We start from the raw sequence: 16,921 nt of genomic DNA, 5'->3' as shown, positions 1-16,921 counted from the left end.
TTACACTTTTAAAATTTTAATTCCAATGCCACAATTTAAGCATTTTTTTTCATCACAATAGTATTTTTTTAATTGTATAACTGCTTGTGATTCAGAAGCACTTGCAATTTTCAGGCCTACATGGGTAAAATTATTTACGATAACATTTTTTTCGGCCTTAATGTTTTCAAGTAATGTAGCTGCGCTATCAGCAAATTTAGGATTTGATATTTGCTTTCCATAATAAAATAATAAAGGAGCAATGGTATTGATAAGGATATGGTTAACCGAAGAATCACCAATATTTCTTGATGCTTTTACAGCTTCTTCATCAAACAAATAATGATTTAACCAATAAGGATGTACATTTAAATGACTAAACAAAGCTTTTAAAGCTTTAATACCTGAGGTTTCTGTTACTTTAGAAAATAAATGCTGAGATTGATTAATTAAAGCCGCGAACTGTGCCAATCTTATGGTTGGAAAATTATCGGGCCTTGTTTTGGAAAATTTCCAAACCGATGGCTCTAAAGGATTTAACTGATACTTCTGACGAAGAAAATCAAATTCTATTTTCAGCTTCTTCGGATATTCATCTTGGTAACGCTCATGCAATAAACCAGACATTCCAAAAATTAAAGCCTCTATCTGTAAGCTATTTTGTTTATGCTTGGCTAATATTTGCTGAGGCAGATTTTTGGCTAATAACTCAAAAGGCAAACTGTTTACTTTAAAACCAAAACTTCTTGCTAATCCTATATAAAAAGTATCTTCCCAACTTCCTTTTACTTGCTTATGAAGCGCTTCAAAATAAGCAGATTTCTCTTCCAACCTTTCTACCAACATCCTATCTAGCCATTGCTTGATATAAAATTCATCAACCAGTTTAAGCTGCTGGGCACACGGAATGGGCTGATTACTAAAAGCTAACCCTTCTATTTTCTGGATGGTTGCTTCTTCAACCCTATTTTTCAAAGCTAAAGTTGGGATAAAAGTTCCATCAGTACGTTGTATGGCAATATCATCATCCCAAACTACATGTAAAATAACATTATCATAAGCTTTATCATGTTGGTGTTGATGCTTTAACCAGTCTGATGAGGATAAATGTATCTCTACTGTTCCTGCCCACAGCGTATCGCCTATTTTTATTTTGGCATCATAAAAATCCGGACCAGCATCAACATTAGCATTACCTGGATGAATAATTTCTACTAAATCTCCTTTAGATGTACTTAAATCATGGAAATTAAATAACCTGAACCTCCATATATAATGAAGTATTTTTTCATAGTGAAGCATAGTTAAAATTAAGATTATTATTTTTTAAATAAAATAACGTTCCCAATTTCTAATAAAGAAAATTTTATTTGTTTAGCTGATGCCTATTTTTTGAAGTTCGGCAGCCATTTCTTGTTGTACCAATAAGGCTTGCTCTCTTGCTGCTTCTGCAAAATCTTCTCCGTTTGATGCGTAAATGATAGCTCTGGAAGAATTAACAATCAAACCGCAGTCTGTGGTCATCCCGTATTTGCATACATCTGCTAAAGAACCTCCTTGTGCACCAACACCTGGTACCAAAAGAAAATGATGAGGCGCATGTTTTCTGATTTCTAAAAATGCCTCTCCCCTGGTAGCACCAACCACATACATCATATTTTCATCTGTTGCCCATTCTTGGGATTTTTTGATGACATGCTCAAACAACATGGCATCATGGTCTTTTAAACGCTGAAAATCATGGCTACCTTCATTAGAAGTTAAAGCCAATAGAATAACCCATTTGTCTTTAAAAGCTAAAAACGGACTCACAGAATCTTTTCCCATATAAGGCGCAACCGTTACAGAGTCAAAACTCATTTCAGAGGCACTTTCATCAAAAAAGGCTTTAGCATACATAGAAGATGTATTTCCTATATCGCCTCTTTTAGCATCGGCTATAGAAAATGTATTTTTAGGTAGGTATTGGTAGGTTTTAATTAAAGATTCCCAGCCTTTTAAACCATTACACTCGTAAAAAGCAGTATTAATCTTGTAAGAAATACAAAGGTCTGCAGTTGCATCAATAATTTGCTTGTTAAATTCTAAAACAGGATTATCGTAGCTAAGTAAATGTTTAGGAATTTTAGTGATATCTGTATCGAGGCCAATACTTAAAAAAGATTTTTTTTCTTTAATTGCTTTTATAATTGCTGCTTTATTCATGACCTCTTTTGGTTTTGGCTGCAAATTTGTTAAAAATAAGCTGAGTATTTTAAAAAATAATTGGAAAAAAATTTGAACTTAAAAAATAAATATCTACAATTGCAAAGAAATCTCGATTTATCCTCGTCTACGGATTTTTTAATTAGTTTTTCTAATATCAAATCTTAGAAATCTTAACAAAAGCTTAAGGGGTAAATTCTAACAATAAAAATCCTTGAACATAATTCATTTTGAATGTTTGATATAAACGAATTGAACGACAAGCTTGTTTCAGAGCTACGTGAAATCGCAAAAAGCTTTGGAGTAGACAATACCGAAGAATTGCGTAAAGCAGAATTGATTACCAAAATCAAAGAACAACACGAATTAATTACTGCTGCAAAATCTGCAGGTTTGGTAGAAGATGCCGTTGTTACAGAAGAAAAACCTAAAAAAAGAGCTCGTACCGTTAAAGCTGGTGCTGTAGAATTAAAATCTAAGAAAGATTTAAGTCCAGCTCAAGAGGTTTCTTTATTTGATCATCAAGAGCCTGTTAAAGTCGAAAAAGTTGTGGCAGAAAAAGCTCCTAAAGAAGAAGTTGTGGCAGAAGTAGCTGTAGCAGAAAATACAGAAGCTATTCCTCAAGAAGCTAAAATTGATCAGAAAAATCAAAAAGACAGAACACCAACTCATAATGGCAGACAAAGAGCACAAGAATCTGCTTTTGACTTTGATAATGTCATCACCAATGAAGGTGTATTAGAAATTATGCCTGATGGTTATGGTTTCTTAAGATCTTCTGACTATAACTATTTAACTTCTCCTGATGATATTTATGTATCACAATCTCAAATTAAACTTTTTGGTTTAAAAACAGGAGATACCGTTAGAGGAAGTATAAGACCCCCTAAAGAAGGCGAAAAATATTTCCCATTGGTAAGGGTAGAATCTATCAACGGAAGAGTACCTGCAGAGGTAAGAGACCGTGTTCCTTTTGATTACTTAACACCACTTTTCCCTTCAGAAAGACTAAACTTATTCACCAAACCTGGAGATTACTCTACCAGAATTATGGATTTGTTTACACCCATAGGAAAAGGCCAACGTGGTTTAATTGTAGCACAACCTAAAACAGGTAAAACAAACTTGCTTAAAGAAGTTGCCAATGCTATTGCGGCTAACCATCCAGAAGTTTATTTAATTATTTTGTTGATTGATGAGCGTCCAGAAGAGGTTACGGATATGGCAAGAAACGTAAGAGCAGAAGTTGTTTCATCAACCTTTGATGAGCCTGCTGAAAGACACGTTAAAATTGCCAACATCGTCTTAGAGAAAGCAAAAAGAATGGTAGAGTGTGGCCACGATGTAGTTATCCTACTAGATTCTATCACGCGTTTAGCAAGAGCTTACAATACGGTAGCCCCAGCTTCGGGTAAAATACTTTCTGGTGGTGTTGATGCTAACGCTTTACACAAACCAAAAAGATTCTTTGGAGCAGCAAGAAATATAGAAGACGGTGGTTCTTTAACTATTTTAGCAACTGCATTAACAGATACAGGTTCTAAAATGGATGAAGTTATCTTTGAAGAATTCAAAGGAACGGGTAACATGGAGCTTCAATTAGACAGAAAACTATCTAACAAACGTGTGTTCCCTGCTATTGATCTTACAGCATCAAGCACCAGAAGAGACGATTTATTATTAGATAAAGAAACGCTACAAAGAGTGTGGATTTTAAGAAACCACTTGGCAGATATGAACTCTCAGGAAGCGATGGAATTCTTGCTTACTCAGGTTAGAGGTACAAAATCTAATGAAGAGTTTTTAGTATCCATGAATAGCTAAATAGAGAAAAAAGATTAAAGAACAAGGAACGAGGAATAAGGACCATAAGTCTTTTATCTTTATTCCTTACTCCTTTATCCTCTAAAAAATGATAAAAAAACACATTCCTAATATGTTAACCTGTGCCAACCTTTTTTCTGGTTGTATAGGAATCATTTATGCATTTAATGGCGACCTTAAAACGGTTGCCTTTTTTGTTATTCTTTCAGGAATCTTTGATTTTTTTGATGGTTTTGCAGCTCGTTTGCTTCATGTAAAATCAGAAATAGGTAAAGAGCTAGATTCTCTTGCCGATGTGATTAGCTTTGGTTTCTTACCAGGTGTTATTATTTATCAGATGTTGCAAGGTGCATCTATCCCTTATTTACCCTATGTTGGTTTCTTAATAACCGTTTTCTCTGCTTTAAGATTAGCTAAATTTAATGTAGATGAACGCCAAACAGAAGATTTTATAGGCTTAAATACACCTATGAATACTTTTCTAGTTATATCTTTACCTTATTTGGCAGATAGCTTTGCTTTTGTAAGCAACCCTTGGTTTTTACTAGGTTTAACGCTTATCCTGAGCTGGCTTTTGGTTAGCGAGATAAGATTATTCTCGATGAAAATCAGCAACTTACGATGGAAAGAAAATCAATACAAATTCATTTTCCTGATTATTTCAATTGTATGCCTTGCTTTTCTTAAATTTGCCGCCATACCGCTTATTTTGGTTTGGTATATCATATTATCACAAGTACATTTTAGTAATTTAAAAAATTAAATTCTTTGGTTAAGTGAAGAGCTTAAATCAAATATTACCCTTAAACAATAAGATGAAAAAGTTTTTAGCAGAGATTGATGTAATGCCTCTTAAAGAGATTCTTGACCCTCAAGGTAAAGCAGTAACCGGAAGCATGAAAAATTTGGGTCTTCCAGAAATTAGCAATGTAAGAATTGGCAGACATATTACTTTAGAAGTAGAGGCAGAAAACAAAGAAGCTGCTTCTGAAAAAGTAGAAACAGCTTGTAAAAAACTTTTAGCTAACCTTATTATGGAAAGCTATAATTTCGATATTAAAGAAATTTAATTATCCTGAGCAAGAAGCTCTTGCTTCTTCTCTTCCAATTTAATAAATATAGTTTTAAAGACTTCTTGCATTTGGTTGTACTTTAAAACTATATTTTCAAAATCCTCTTGTTTACTGGCATTCAACTCTATTTCTGCCATAGTTTCTCTGGCAGATTCTATCCCCATAAAGCCCAATGTTGGTTTTATTTTATGCGCTGATTCAGCGATTTTCTGCCAATTTTTACTTTCAATAGCATCGTTCAGACTACTTAAATAACCTGGCGTTTGGTCGAGAAATATATCAATCATCTCCACCATAAATTCTGTATTTTCACTAGCCACTTCTCTTAAATATGAAAGGTCAATAATAATTTGATTATTATCCATGTAAATAATTTATTTTAAAGCTTGTTTTTTCTACCTCCATCCTATCCTTACAGTTTAAATACAATTCTGCTACTGTTTGTTTTAAAATGGGATGTTTAAAATCCGAAATCAGCTCTATTAAAGGCGCTAAAACAAATTTTCTATCAGCAATATACGGATGAGGAATAGAAAGGTTACTTGAAAGTAAAACTATTTCTTCATAAAACAATATATCAATATCTATAATACGTTCTCCCCAATGCTCTTTACGCTCCCTACCCATTTGTAATTCTATTTGTTGGGTAGTTTCCAGTAAAGTTTCAGGCTTAAGATTTGTTTTAACACCAATAACCATATTTAAAAAATCTGGCTGATTGGTATTGCCCCAAGCCGCTGTTTGATAAATTGAAGAGTAAGCATAAGGTTCCCCAACTTTTTCTGCAATAGAAGTAATAGCTATTTCTAAGTTTTTTAACCTATCTCCTAAATTTGTACCTAAACCCAAGTAAACCTGACACATAAATGTTGTAACAAATGAAAACCTTGCTTGTCTAAAACTTATATTTGTATTTTGCATAGTTAAAACAATAATTCTTTTTATGAAACAATTCTTCAAATTTGTTTTCGCATCTATGTTAGGTTTCTTCCTAACATTACTCATATTTACTGTTATCGTTATTGGAGGGATTACCGCATTGGTAAGTAGTACAGAGAAAACAGCTGAAGTAAAAGAAAATAGCATTCTTTATGTAAACCTCAACTTTCCTATCACAGAACGTTCAGAAGCTAATCCTTTTGAGGATGTAGATTTTGGCCCTTTAAAAAGTGAAAAAGTATTAGGTTTAAATGATATCCTGAAAAGCATCAAAAATGCTAAAGACGATGATAAAATAAAAGGCATTTATCTGGATGTAAGCTATGTTTCAACGGGTATGGCTACCATGGAAGAAATCAGAAATGAGCTGATAAACTTCAAAAAATCTGGTAAATTCATCATTGCTTATAGTGAAGTTTACAGTCAAGGTTCTTATTATTTAGCATCAGTAGCCAATAAAGTTTATTTAAACCCACAAGGTATTTTAGAGCTTAAAGGTTTTAGTTCTCAAATTAGCTTCTTTAAAGGTGCTTTAGAAAAACTAGCTATTGAACCACAAATTATTAAAGTAGGAACCTATAAAAGTGCTGTTGAGCCTTTTATTTTAGAAAGTATGAGCGATGCTAATAAGCAACAAATGACTGCTTTGCTAGGTTCTTTATTTGAAAATTTCACTAAAGGAATAGCCACTAGCAGAAAAATACCACAAGATAGCGTATATGCAATTGCTAATCAATTACAATCTCGTTCTCCTGAGGATGCCGTTAAACTTAAATTGGTTGATGCCTTAAAGTATAAAGATGAAGTATTGGCAGAATTAAAAAAACTAACCAAAACAGATTTAAAAGATGATTTAACCACCATTGGCTTATCAGACTATGTTTCATCTATCAAAAATACCAGCACTGCAAAAGACAGAATTGCAGTAGTTTATGCTAACGGAGATATTATGGGTGGCGAGGGCGACGAAAACACCATTGGTTCTGAAACTGTATCAAGAGCATTAAGAAAAGCCCGTGAAGATGACAAAATTAAAGCTGTTGTTTTAAGAGTAAACAGCCCAGGTGGTAGTGCTTTAGCATCTGATGTTATTTGGAGAGAAGTGGTATTGACTAAAAAAGTTAAACCTATTATGGTTACCATGGGAGATTATGCTGCATCTGGCGGTTATTATATTGCTTGTGCTGCTGATTCTATCTTTGCAGAACCCAATACCATTACAGGATCTATAGGTGTATTTGCGATTTTACCTAACATGAAAGGTTTCTTTAATGAGAAACTTGGGGTAACTTTTGATGGTGTAAAAACCAGTGAATATGCAGATTTAGGTAATATTTCAAGGCCTTTAACTGGAGCAGAAAAAATGCTTTTACAGAAAGAAGTAAACCGTACTTATAACGATTTCACCAAAAGAGTTGCCGATGGCAGAAAAATTTCTCAGCAATATGTAGATAGCATTGGGCAAGGTCGCGTTTGGACAGGCGAACAAGCCGTAAAATTAGGTTTGGTAGACCGTATAGGACATATTGAAGATGCTATTAAAGCTGCTGCTAAAAAAGCTAAAATTAAAGAGTATAGAATTGTAAACTATCCAGAGAAAAAAGAAGGTCTTTTAGGTTTCTTAGATAAATCTGGAGAGAACATCAAAACCTATTTTGTTAAACAAGAATTAGGCGACAGCTATATTCACTATAAAAACATCAAAGAAATTACCCAAATGAGAGGTATACAAGCAAAAATGCCTTATAATTTGGTGGTTGAATAAAGAAAATTACAAATTTCCATCATCCCCTTAATGATTTTATTAAGGGGATTTTTTATTTTAACACCCTATAGAACTCAATAAACCTATGAAAACATTTTTACCTATCCTCTTCATTTTCTTTTTTAACAAAGCTGTTGCTCAAGAAAAATCATCTTTAAAGAAAGTTTTAAGGATAATACTAACCAATGGAAAATTAAAGACAATAAAGATTTTAAAGTATCCATCCTCAACGGAAAGCTTAAACTTGAAAAGAAGTTTATCAACTTTACCAACCGGGGTTGTCAGTGGCAAACGCAGAACATTAAAGGATTTAATGCTGATAAAAACTTTTCTATTTTCTTTAAAGCTAACTTTATCAGTGGTGGAGACCATACAGATATGATAGATTTCCAATGGGGAAATGCCATTACCCAAGAAAAAGGAAACAGCCGAGAAATATTTCAAGTTGATTTTGATTTTAAAGGTAAAATCAGGTTAGCTTTCTTTAATAATGCTTGGAATTATATGGTTTATAAAGATATATCCCATATTCTGAGAAATCAAAATTTTGATAAAACCAAGAGCAACACTTATGAAATTCAACAAGAAAACGAGCTTTTAACCGTCAAAATAAATAATACTACAGTTTTAACACATAAAATTAATCCCGTCAAAGGTTCTCATGTTGGTATACAGCAATGCTTAAAATCGGTATGGGAAATAGATGATTTGATTATTAAACAGCTCGGAAATGAAAAACAATTGGCTAGTCTAAAACCTAATCTTGATAGCGTCAAAACGGCTTCATCTCAAGATGTTTCAATAATCAAGAAAGAAAATATGCTTAGTACTACTCAGCATGCTATAGTTTTTCCTAATCCTTTTAAGAGCGACTTTAAATTAAGCTTTTACAACCCAGAAAAAGGAATTGTAAAATTTACCATCACAAACTTAAATGGGGCGGTTTTACAAAAGCATAGTAAACTTTTTGAAGTTGGGCAACAACAAGCAGATTTTTATATAGATGAAGCCCCAGGTTTATATATACTTCAAGTTGAGTATGTTAATAAAGAACCTGAAGTTTTTAAAGTGATAAGGAAATAATTTTAATGAAATTTAAAATTGATAGATAATTACTTCTAATTCTTCAACTTGTTTAAATTGTTTATCAGCGGTTATAATAGGTAAATTAAAATAAATAAGCAGTAGCTGCAATAATTGCATCAGGAAGTTTCAACTTGTATTTTCTTTTAAGCTCTATTGTTAAATCTTTAATTTCTTCATTAAGATTGATGATTTGGCAATTTTTTAAGAGTCCCTTGATATTTTTCTCATCGGAAGTAGATAAACTAGAAAAAGAAAGCAGCTCTAACTCCGTTATAAAAGAAATCACCAATTCCTTTTCAGATATAATTTCTACAATCTCCTTTTCTCCTCTAAGAAAATACAACAAGATATTAGAGTCGATAAAAAGCTTATCTCCACTCATCTCTTAATTTATTTTGCCACTCCATAGGATCTACATCTAACTTCACTGTTCCAGCAAATTTCTTGATGTTATTTTTTTTCTTCGCAACAACAGTATTTATCTGCTTTTTAATCTCCTCTAGAGGAGTTCCTTTGTTAATAATCGTTACCATACTCAAATATAAAAGTTTGGTGTTTCAAAATGCAGCACATTATTTTCTATTGTTTTGCTCCATTATCTTACCTTTGGTATCTTTTTAAATAAACATGGAAAATAAAGAAATATCTAGAACCTTAAAGTTATTAGCACAATTGATGGAGCTTCATGAAGAAAATCCATTTAAAATAAAATCTGTTGCCAATGCTTCTTTTAAGGTTGATAAACTTCCATTTAAATTAAAAGATAAAGCACATGATGAGCTAGATAAAATTGACGGTATAGGAAAAAGTATAGCTACTAAAGTTATTGAACTTTTTAATACTGGAGGCTTAAAAGAATTAAATGATTTGGTTGCTATCACCCCTATCGGGATTTTAGATATGCTGAGCATTAAAGGTTTAGGTCCAAAAAAAATCATCATCATCTGGAAAACCTTAGGTATTGAAAACGTAGGCGAATTATATTACGCTTGTAACGAAAACCGTTTAATAGAGGCAAAAGGATTTGGTCTAAAAACGCAAGAGGAAATTAAAAAAGCTATTGAATTTAAAATGGCTAGTAACGGCCGTTTTTATATGCCCGTTTAGAACCTATCGTTGCGCAATACCAAGATTTATTGGTTAAACTCAGCAATGCTACTGAAATATTAATTACCGGAGAGTTTAGAAGAAAGTGTGAAATTATAGACGAGCTTTCATTTATCATTGTTAATGCGGATTTTAAACTTTTCACGGATAAAATTCAACAATTAGAAGGCATCTCTAATCTTGAAATTACACCTAAGAGCATCAGATTTAAAGACGAGAACAGCCTAACTATAAAATGCTTTGAAGCAGATGAAACCACTTTAGCTTATTGTTTATTTGAAACTACCGGAGTTAATGCTCATGTAGAAAAAGTTAAAGCGCTTTTACCTGCTAACCAAAATCAATACCCTACAGAAACTGCTGTTTATGAAGCTGCTGGCTTAGCTTATATAGAACCAGAATTAAGAGAAGATTTAAACGAAATAGCTTTAGCGCAAACTAAACAATTACCTTCTTTAATTACTTATGCTGATTTAAAAGGCACTTTGCATAACCATAGTACCTGGAGTGATGGGGTACATAGTATTGAAGAAATGGCACTTTATTGCAGAGACACACTAAAACTTGAGTATCTAGGTTTGTGCGACCACTCAAAAACAGCTGTTTATGCTAATGGATTAAGTATAGAGCGTGTTTTACAGCAACACGAAGAAATAGAAAAGCTAAATCAAAAATTAGCTCCTTTTAAAATTTTCAAAGGCATAGAATCAGATATCTTATCAGACGGCGGTTTAGATTATCCTGATGAAATATTAGCCAAATTTGATTTTGTTGTAGCTTCTGTACACTCAAATCTAAAAATGGATGAAGAAAAAGCTACTCAACGTTTAATAAAAGCTATAGAAAACCCATATACCACTATTTTAGGTCACCCTACAGGCCGTTTATTATTAAGCAGAAGCGGTTACCCTTTAGATTTTAAAAAAATTATTGATGCTTGTGCTGCAAACCAAGTAGCAATAGAAATTAATGCAAATCCTTTACGTTTAGATTTAGATTGGAGATGGCATCAATATGCTTTAGAAAAAGGAGTTTTGTTAGCTATTAACCCTGATGCCCACCGCAATGAAGGTTTTTATGATATGCATTATGGTGTATATGTAGCCAGAAAAGGTGGTTTAACCAAAGAAATGTGCTTAAATTCTTTTAATTTAGCAGCTATAGATAGTTATTTTAAGAAGTCTAATATCCCATCATTAAAACAATAAAATTATAGTAATGATTAGTAATTTGTGTAATAAAATATTTCAGCAATCTATTAACGATTATCATGTTCATGATGAGATAGACTTTAACCAAGCAAATCCATATCCAGCGCATACCATTGAAAATTTATTGTATACCAAAAATTGGATTGATACTGCACAATGGCATATGGAAGATGTTGTTCGTAATCCAAATATTGCCCCTCTAGACGGTTTAAACTGGAAACGCAGAATTGACGCACAAAACCAAATTAGAACAGATTTAGTAGAATTTATAGATAGCTATTTTTTAGAAAAATTTAAAGAAGTAAGGCCAAAATCTTCAGCAAAAATAAATACAGAAAGCCCCGCTTGGGCTATAGATAGGTTGTCTATTTTAGCTTTAAAAATTTACCACATGCAGGAAGAAGCTGAAAGACAAGATGCATCTGCTGAGCATCGTGAAAATTGCCAAAAAAGCTTGATGTATTGCTTCAACAAAGAATAGATTTATCTCAATCTATTGATGAGCTTATCGTAGATATTGAAAATGGTGACAAGTACATGAAAGTTTACAAACAACTTAAAATGTATAATGACCCTTCTTTAAATCCTGTTCTTTATAATCTTAATTCTAAATAATGGGTAAAAGGAGAAAAATCCTTATTATTCGCCTATCAGCAATGGGAGATGTTGCTATGACAGCTCCAATTGTTAAGCAAATAGCTTTACAAAACCAAGAAACTTATTTTATTTATCTCTCAAAACCATTGTTTGAGCCTTTCTTTCATGGTATCATCAATTTTGAATTTTATCCTTTTAAGCCTAACAATTATAAAGGTATAATTGGCTTATTTAAACTTTTTAGAGAACTTAAAGCATTAGGAATTACAGATATTGCAGATCTTCATTTCAATTTAAGATCAAGAATAATTTGTCTATTTTTTAGATTTTCAGGTATAAAAATCGTACATCTAGACAAGGGAAGAAAAGAAAAAGCAGATTTAACAAGCCAAATAGATAAAAAATTGAAGCCTTTACAACCTATGTGGGAAAGATACACAGAGGTTTTTAAGCTACTATCATTAAAATCAGCTATTTCTAATGAGTTATCTAACACCAAAGAATTGCTTCATAAAGGTATTTTAGATGTTTCTGGAGAAAAAGAAAACACAAAATGGATAGGTATCTCTCCTTTTGCACAACATCAACAAAAAATTTATCCCCTAGAAAAAATGGAAGCCGTAATTGCAGGCTTAACTTCTAAAGATTATAAGATTTTTGTATTTGGTGGCGGAGAAAAGGAAAAAGAAGTAGCAGAAAAATGGGAAAAAAATATTTAAACACCATTTCTACCATTGGTAAAATTAAAATTGAAGATGAGCTAAAACTCATTTCAAATTTAGATATCATGATAAGCATGGATTCTTCTGGCATGCATTTAGCCTCCTTAAAAGGTGTTAAGGTAATTTCAATTTGGGGAGCAACGCATCCATACGCAGGCTTTTTAGGTTTTGGGCAAACAGAAGAAAATTGTATACAACAAGAATTATATTGTAGGCCATGCTCAGTTTATGGAAATAAACCTTGTTTCAGAGGCGATTTAGCCTGTTTAAATGGTATTGAACCAGCAGTAATCATTGCTAAAACTATAAAAACATTAAACAATGTCTAAAAAGCTCCTCATTGTAAGACATGCCAAATCTGATTGGGGTGCAGCAAATACAAAAGATTTTGATCGTCCGTTAAATAACCGAGGTTTTTTAAACGCTCCAGAAATGGGTAAAAGACTTGTTTCTAGAACATTGATCCCTCAGCAATTGGTCTCTAGTCCGGCTTTAAGAGCCATCACCACCTGTAAACTTATAGCTAAAGAAATTCAATATCCGGAAACGGAAATTAAACAAGAGCCTAGAATTTACGAAGCCAATCATCAAACATTACTAAAAATTGTGAATCAATTTAATGATGAGCATGATTTTATAGCACTTTTTGGTCACAACAATGGCATTACTGATTTAGCTGTATACCTCAGCAATGCAGACCTTTACAATATACCCACCTGTGGTATGGTTCTGATAGAATTTCCTTTAGATAGTTGGAAAATGGTGAGTAAAAGCACCGGTAATATGCTCCTTTTTGATTATCCTAAAAACCCTTTTGAAGTGTAATTAATGATTCATTTTATACACCTTACCGGGTAAAGATATAATAACGGATTGCATCTCTAAATTTAACAACAGCATAGCCAACTTACTTTGTGGCATATCTAATTTAACTTGTAAATCATCTATAGCTATAGCATTACAGTCTTTTATAATAGCTACAATTTTCTCTTCATCTTTATTCAAATGAGGTAAAATTTGAAGTTGCTTTACAGGTTGCACTTCATCTTTATCCCATCCCATGATGTATTCTAAATCTTCTACGCGGTCTAGTAAATGTGCTCTGTTGGTTTTAATCAAGAAATTACAGCCTTCAGAAAGTTCATCATCTACACGACCAGGTACAGCAAAAACATCTCGGTTATAAGAATTGGCAATCTCCGCAGTGATGAGTGCACCGCCTGTTTTGGTAGCTTCTACCACCAAAGTGGCATCAGCCATACCGGCTATAATACGATTTCGCTTAGGAAAATTTGGTCGGTCTGGATTAGTTTCTGATCTAAACTCGGTTAATAAACCTCCTTGATGGATCATTTTTTCTGCAATGGGGCGGTGTAAAGCCGGATAAATCCTATCTAAACCATGCCCTAACACGCCAATGGTATTGGTTTCGTTTTCTAATGAGGCTTTATGTGCGGCAATGTCTATCCCGTAAGCCAAACCACTTACTATTAAAATTTGATGATGTTTTAAACTACTGATTAATTTATCACAAAACTGTTTGCCATAGGCTGTGGCATTTCTAGTACCTACAATAGCTATAACTTTTTGTTGATTAAGCTTTACATTACCTTTAAAATACAACATGGCAGGGGCATCATAACAGCTTTTTAATCTTTTTGGATAATCAGCAGACTGTATGAAAATAGGTTGTATTTTATATTTTTCGATAAATTTTAGCTCTTTTTCTGCCCTATCAAAAGAGGTATGATGGATAATTAAATCGGCAGTTTTAGAACCTATACCGGGTATTTTCTCTAAGTGCTGCTTACTGGTTTTAAATATTTCTTCTGGACTACCGCAGTAGCTTAATAAAGTTTTGATAGTAGCATCTCCTATACCTTTTATTAAGGTTAGGCCAATTTCGTAGAGCATGTTTTAAAATAGATTTAGGTAAAAAATTATTGTGCTGGCAAATAAACTACATATTTGGTTTCAAAAAACTCTTCTTTAAAATAATCTTGTAAGGGATAAAGTTTGATTTGTTTAAGTCCAGATTCTTGAAGTTCTTGAGTTAAATCGCCACCCTTTAAATAAAGAACTCCATTTTTTAAACCCTCGGTATTTTGCTTTTTAAACTTACCTCGTATCCAAGGATAAAAATCTTTAAGCTGTGTTACCGCTCTGGAAACAATGAAATCAAACTTTTGGTTAATTTGCTCGGCCCTGCTATGTACAGCTTTTAAATTTTTTAAGCCAATACCTTGCGCTACCTCATTCACTACTTTTATTTTCTTTCCTATAGAATCAACCAATAAAAACTCGGTTTCAGGAAATAAAATAGCTAAGGGTACGCCCGGAAAACCTCCTCCTGTACCCACATCTAATACATGTTGACCAGGTTTAAAAGCATAAACCTTAGCGATACCTAATGAGTGTAAGATGTGACGCTCATACAATAAATCTATATCCTTACGGCTAATAACATTTATTTGGGCATTCCAAAAAGAATACAACTCAAACAACTGATCAAATTGTTGCTTTTGGATATCGGATAAATCCGGAAAATATTGAGATATAATACTAGAAGTCACTACCAGGGTCTTTTTTTCTTTTATTTAATATGTTTGATAATAAATCTCTGGCTCTAAAGAGCTGAGCTTTTACCGTCCCCAAAGGTAAATCTAATTGTACAGAAATTTCCTCGTAAGATAGTTCATCAAAATAACGCAATATGATTAATGTTTTATAGCGTATTGGAAGCTTATCTACAATTTCTTTTAATTGCTCTGTTTGTTGCTTTTTTATAGATGACTCTTCGGGGTTTAAAACATCACTTTTGATTTCAAAAATCCTTTCTTCACCATCTTCATTAGAAAAACTATCTAAAGAAGTTGTTTGCAAACGCTTTTTCCTAATAAAATCTATACTACTATTGGTAGCTATTCTAAATAACCAGGTACTAAAAGCAAAATCTGGTTTATATTTTTCAAGATTTTCAAAAGCTTTAGCAAAGGTAGAAACGGTTAAATCCATTGCATCATCCTTATTATTAACCATCTTTAACACCATAAAGTAGATAGAATCTTTATAACGATGCATGAGCTCTGCATAGGCCTTTTGGCTGCCTGTTTTAGCGCTTATGACCAGATGATAGTCGTTTCTGGCATTTTCTGAAAAGTTTGGATTTATTTCCATACAATTTTCTTTCTAAACAAGCCTCTTATGCTTAAAATGCTAAGGTATATGTAATAGAATAAGTCTAAAATGAGTACCCAATATATTAAATCTTTACTTTTTAACCTAAGCATAGCTTTATAAAAGATAAAAATTTGAGCTAATAGTCTCAAAAACAATAAAACACTTATCAATACAACCTCTATTTGAAGCGCATAACAAGCTATCAAAAGGATATAAAAAGAAATTGCAGAAATAACTTGAATGCTTAATTTCTTTTGATGCGATGCCTTATAAAACTTCCCCGCACCTAAATGTCTCATTTTTTGATTCCAGTAGGCTTTCCATGTAAGCTTAGGTTCGCTTAATAGGTGTGTTTCTGGTCTTATTTCTATCGTGGTATTAGAAGATGTAGCGTTTTGGTTTACAAATAAATCATCATCACCAGAGGGAATATGCATGTGTGCGGCAAAACCTTTTCCTTTAAAAAACAACGACTTTTTATAAGATAAATTCCTGCCTACGCCCATATAAGCATCTCCCGAAAGGGAAAAAGAGAAATAATTAAGCGCTGTTTGGAAGGTTTCATACCTGATAAGCTTATTTAAAAAGCCGCTTTTCTTTTCATAAGGAGAGAAACCCAATACAATTTCTGTTTGAGGTTTATCATAATGCTGGCATACATTAACCAACCAATAATCAGAAGTGGGTTTACAATCTGCATCAGTAAAAACTAATATTTCGTTACTTGCCGCCTTAATACCTAAAGTAGCAGCAAACTTTTTACCGGTTTTAAAACGTGGATGTTCTTCTTTTACAACTACTTTTAAGTTTGGATATTGAGCCTGTAATACTCTTAAAACCTCATCACTTTGGTCTGATGAGCAATCATTTACAACCACGACTTCATAATCTAATCCCTTTTGTTGAAAGATAAGGGGTAAATTTTCTTTCAAATTTTGAGCTTCGTTTCTAGCGCAAATGATAACAGAAACTTTTTGATTGCTGCTATTTACTACTTCTGGAATGGTATAGGCTATAAATTTATGCTGAACAATCCATAAATAATATAATTGGATGATAAAGGCAACTTGCAGCAGAATTAATAAAGTATAATATAAATAAGCTTCCAATATAATTGAATAAGATTTGCAAAGTTCTCAAATTTAGCTAAAAATCAAACTTTTGTTTAACATCCTGATATTTTGTTTCATAAAAATGAACATCATCGTAAGCGAAATTAAAATTTATTTATGG

Annotated in this window: 19 protein-coding genes and 2 pseudogenes; 11 read left to right on the top strand and 10 right to left on the bottom strand. The window is 32.7% G+C overall.

Annotation, left to right across the window (positions count from 1 at the left end):
• Together FYC62_RS02545 and pyrF are read right to left on the bottom strand one after the other, a co-directional pair.
• A complete protein-coding gene (locus tag FYC62_RS02545; protein ID WP_149073790.1) occupies positions 1–1,281 on the bottom strand; it encodes a DUF2851 family protein in 1,281 nt (426 codons plus the stop codon).
• A 72-nt stretch (positions 1,282–1,353) separates the two neighbouring features.
• Positions 1,354–2,184, bottom strand: a complete 831-nt coding sequence (pyrF, locus tag FYC62_RS02540; protein WP_149073789.1) for an orotidine-5'-phosphate decarboxylase — start codon at positions 2,182–2,184, stop codon at positions 1,354–1,356.
• Positions 2,185–2,418: 234 nt separating this feature from the next.
• Here pyrF and rho point away from each other — a divergent pair, with 234 nt between their 5' ends.
• The 3 genes from rho to purS all read left to right on the top strand — a co-directional run bounded on the left by rho (position 2,419) and on the right by purS (position 5,078).
• Entirely contained in the window at positions 2,419–4,008 is a 1,590-nt protein-coding gene (rho, locus tag FYC62_RS02535) for a transcription termination factor Rho (RefSeq protein ID WP_149073788.1), read from the top strand.
• 88 nt (positions 4,009–4,096) lie between these two features.
• The gene (pssA, locus tag FYC62_RS02530) at positions 4,097–4,771 is read left to right on the top strand and encodes a CDP-diacylglycerol--serine O-phosphatidyltransferase (protein ID WP_149073787.1); all 675 of its coding nucleotides are present in this window, start codon (positions 4,097–4,099) and stop codon (positions 4,769–4,771) included.
• Positions 4,772–4,823: 52 nt separating this feature from the next.
• Positions 4,824–5,078 (top strand): phosphoribosylformylglycinamidine synthase subunit PurS, encoded by a 255-nt coding sequence (purS, locus tag FYC62_RS02525; RefSeq protein ID WP_039449336.1) that lies wholly within the window; start codon positions 4,824–4,826, stop codon positions 5,076–5,078.
• On the opposite strand, the gene FYC62_RS02520 is transcribed toward purS, so the two are convergent.
• Entirely contained in the window at positions 5,075–5,446 is a 372-nt protein-coding gene (locus tag FYC62_RS02520; protein ID WP_149073786.1) for an Hpt domain-containing protein, read from the bottom strand. The two genes, purS and FYC62_RS02520, sit on opposite strands and share 4 nt — an antisense overlap.
• The gene (gene folK / locus FYC62_RS02515) at positions 5,439–6,002 is read right to left on the bottom strand and encodes a 2-amino-4-hydroxy-6-hydroxymethyldihydropteridine diphosphokinase (protein ID WP_240534789.1); all 564 of its coding nucleotides are present in this window, start codon (positions 6,000–6,002) and stop codon (positions 5,439–5,441) included. The genes FYC62_RS02520 and folK overlap by 8 nt, the downstream gene beginning before the upstream one ends.
• A 22-nt stretch (positions 6,003–6,024) precedes the next feature.
• Between folK and sppA the strand changes: the two genes are divergently transcribed.
• The 3 genes from sppA (at position 6,025) to FYC62_RS02500 (ending at position 8,868) form a co-directional block, all read left to right on the top strand.
• Entirely contained in the window at positions 6,025–7,785 is a 1,761-nt protein-coding gene (gene sppA, locus FYC62_RS02510; RefSeq protein ID WP_149073785.1) for a signal peptide peptidase SppA, read from the top strand.
• An 85-nt stretch (positions 7,786–7,870) separates the two neighbouring features.
• Positions 7,871–8,167 (top strand): hypothetical protein, encoded by a 297-nt coding sequence (locus FYC62_RS02505; RefSeq protein ID WP_149073784.1) that lies wholly within the window; start codon positions 7,871–7,873, stop codon positions 8,165–8,167.
• On the top strand, positions 8,164–8,868 hold the full coding sequence (locus FYC62_RS02500; protein WP_149073783.1) for a T9SS type A sorting domain-containing protein: 705 nt from the start codon (positions 8,164–8,166) through the stop codon (positions 8,866–8,868). Before FYC62_RS02505 ends, FYC62_RS02500 begins: the two co-directional genes overlap by 4 nt.
• 85 nt (positions 8,869–8,953) lie before the next feature.
• Here FYC62_RS02500 and FYC62_RS02495 read toward each other — a convergent pair whose 3' ends face one another.
• Both FYC62_RS02495 and FYC62_RS16990 read right to left on the bottom strand, forming a co-directional pair.
• Positions 8,954–9,253 (bottom strand): PIN domain-containing protein, encoded by a 300-nt coding sequence (locus FYC62_RS02495; RefSeq protein WP_205943759.1) that lies wholly within the window; start codon positions 9,251–9,253, stop codon positions 8,954–8,956.
• Complete coding sequence (locus tag FYC62_RS16990) at positions 9,240–9,410, bottom strand: hypothetical protein (RefSeq protein WP_168199352.1); 171 nt, start codon at positions 9,408–9,410, stop codon at positions 9,240–9,242. Before FYC62_RS16990 ends, FYC62_RS02495 begins: the two co-directional genes overlap by 14 nt.
• A gap of 88 nt (positions 9,411–9,498) precedes the next feature.
• Here FYC62_RS16990 and FYC62_RS02490 point away from each other — a divergent pair.
• The 5 genes and pseudogenes from FYC62_RS02490 to FYC62_RS02475 all read left to right on the top strand — a co-directional run bounded on the left by FYC62_RS02490 (position 9,499) and on the right by FYC62_RS02475 (position 13,333).
• Positions 9,499–11,186: pseudogene (locus FYC62_RS02490) on the top strand (helix-hairpin-helix domain-containing protein).
• A 10-nt stretch (positions 11,187–11,196) separates the two neighbouring features.
• A pseudogene (locus FYC62_RS02485) lies at positions 11,197–11,804 on the top strand (DUF4254 domain-containing protein).
• Positions 11,804–12,505 (top strand): glycosyltransferase family 9 protein, encoded by a 702-nt coding sequence (locus FYC62_RS17760; RefSeq protein WP_262713577.1) that lies wholly within the window; start codon positions 11,804–11,806, stop codon positions 12,503–12,505. Before FYC62_RS02485 ends, FYC62_RS17760 begins: the two are co-directional and overlap by 1 nt.
• Entirely contained in the window at positions 12,487–12,837 is a 351-nt protein-coding gene (locus FYC62_RS17755) for a glycosyltransferase family 9 protein (protein ID WP_262713576.1), read from the top strand. Before FYC62_RS17760 ends, FYC62_RS17755 begins: the two co-directional genes overlap by 19 nt.
• Positions 12,830–13,333 carry a SixA phosphatase family protein gene (locus tag FYC62_RS02475; RefSeq protein WP_149073782.1) on the top strand — a complete coding sequence of 168 codons (504 nt, stop codon included), beginning with the start codon at positions 12,830–12,832 and terminating at the stop codon, positions 13,331–13,333. Before FYC62_RS17755 ends, FYC62_RS02475 begins: the two co-directional genes overlap by 8 nt.
• On the opposite strand, the gene dprA is transcribed toward FYC62_RS02475, so the two are convergent.
• Genes dprA through FYC62_RS02455 form a run of 4 tightly spaced genes read right to left on the bottom strand, consistent with a single transcriptional unit; the run spans position 13,334 to position 16,797 of the window.
• On the bottom strand, positions 13,334–14,422 hold the full coding sequence (gene dprA / locus FYC62_RS02470) for a DNA-processing protein DprA (protein ID WP_039449358.1): 1,089 nt from the start codon (positions 14,420–14,422) through the stop codon (positions 13,334–13,336).
• A 26-nt stretch (positions 14,423–14,448) separates the two neighbouring features.
• Positions 14,449–15,081, bottom strand: a complete 633-nt coding sequence (rsmG, locus tag FYC62_RS02465; RefSeq protein ID WP_039449361.1) for a 16S rRNA (guanine(527)-N(7))-methyltransferase RsmG — start codon at positions 15,079–15,081, stop codon at positions 14,449–14,451.
• The gene (locus FYC62_RS02460) at positions 15,071–15,685 is read right to left on the bottom strand and encodes an RNA polymerase sigma factor (RefSeq protein WP_149073781.1); all 615 of its coding nucleotides are present in this window, start codon (positions 15,683–15,685) and stop codon (positions 15,071–15,073) included. Before FYC62_RS02460 ends, rsmG begins: the two co-directional genes overlap by 11 nt.
• The gene (locus FYC62_RS02455) at positions 15,676–16,797 is read right to left on the bottom strand and encodes a glycosyltransferase (protein ID WP_149073780.1); all 1,122 of its coding nucleotides are present in this window, start codon (positions 16,795–16,797) and stop codon (positions 15,676–15,678) included. The genes FYC62_RS02460 and FYC62_RS02455 overlap by 10 nt, the downstream gene beginning before the upstream one ends.
• Positions 16,798–16,921: the final 124 nt, after the last annotated feature.

Source organism: Pedobacter aquae (assembly GCF_008195825.1).
Taxonomy (GTDB): Bacteria; Bacteroidota; Bacteroidia; order Sphingobacteriales; family Sphingobacteriaceae; genus Pseudopedobacter; species Pseudopedobacter aquae.
This window is presented reverse-complemented; position numbering and strand designations above follow the sequence as displayed.